General features: G+C 63.4%; 1 protein-coding gene. It reads left to right on the top strand.

From position 1 onward, the window contains the following. Nucleotides 1-662: toxin VasX (locus AK81_RS27615; protein WP_043204420.1), on the top strand; the 662-nt coding region annotated here is incomplete at both ends.

The following is a 662-nucleotide window of genomic DNA, read 5'->3' as shown; positions in this document are numbered from 1 at the left end:
CAAGGCTTCGCCCCGCTGCAACACTCTGCCTACACCCTGCGCGCGTTGCGCCCGGGCTATGTCTACGTGTTCATGAAAGGCCCGAAGGGCGAAAAGCTGGTCATTCACGAGTACATTGGCGCGGGCCTTTACAAGGAGCTGCGCTACAAAGGGCTGGAGAACTACCACCTGCGTGAGCGTTACCTCTCCAGCCGGACCATGGGCTGGGTGTGGGCCGATACCTGCCCCGATACCGCCAAGGAAGTGTGGATCGGCTACAGCTCGCACCTGTGGACCAACGCCGTAACCGCCCGCATCACCGGCTCATCAGCCCTNCTGATCGCCGGCAACCAGGCGCCATCCACCCAGCCCCATGTGTTGCCAGTCAGTGCCCTGCAAACCTGGGTCGAAGACTTCAAGCCAACAGAACGGCGCATGCCGCTGACCTGGAGCAGCGACCCGGTCACCGAAACCTTTCCTATCGGCAACCTGGTCGCCGTGGCGCGTCACTACCCGTGGACCCAGCCGAAAGTGCCGGTGGTAGTAGCGCTCGCCGACGCCGAAGGCATGGCCCTGGACCTGAGCCTGTCGGTCTCGGCCTACCAGCATCAAATGCGCGACCTGATGCCCGCCGAGCAACTGGCACACACAAAACCCGCGCAACCTCCCGAGCAGGAACGCGT

Origin of the sequence: Pseudomonas putida W15Oct28 (assembly GCF_000708715.2) — a bacterium.
GTDB classification, from domain to species: domain Bacteria; phylum Pseudomonadota; class Gammaproteobacteria; order Pseudomonadales; family Pseudomonadaceae; genus Aquipseudomonas; species Aquipseudomonas putida_R.
The sequence above is the reverse complement of the archived record's forward strand: the minus strand, read 5'-3'. Positions and strand labels throughout refer to the sequence as shown.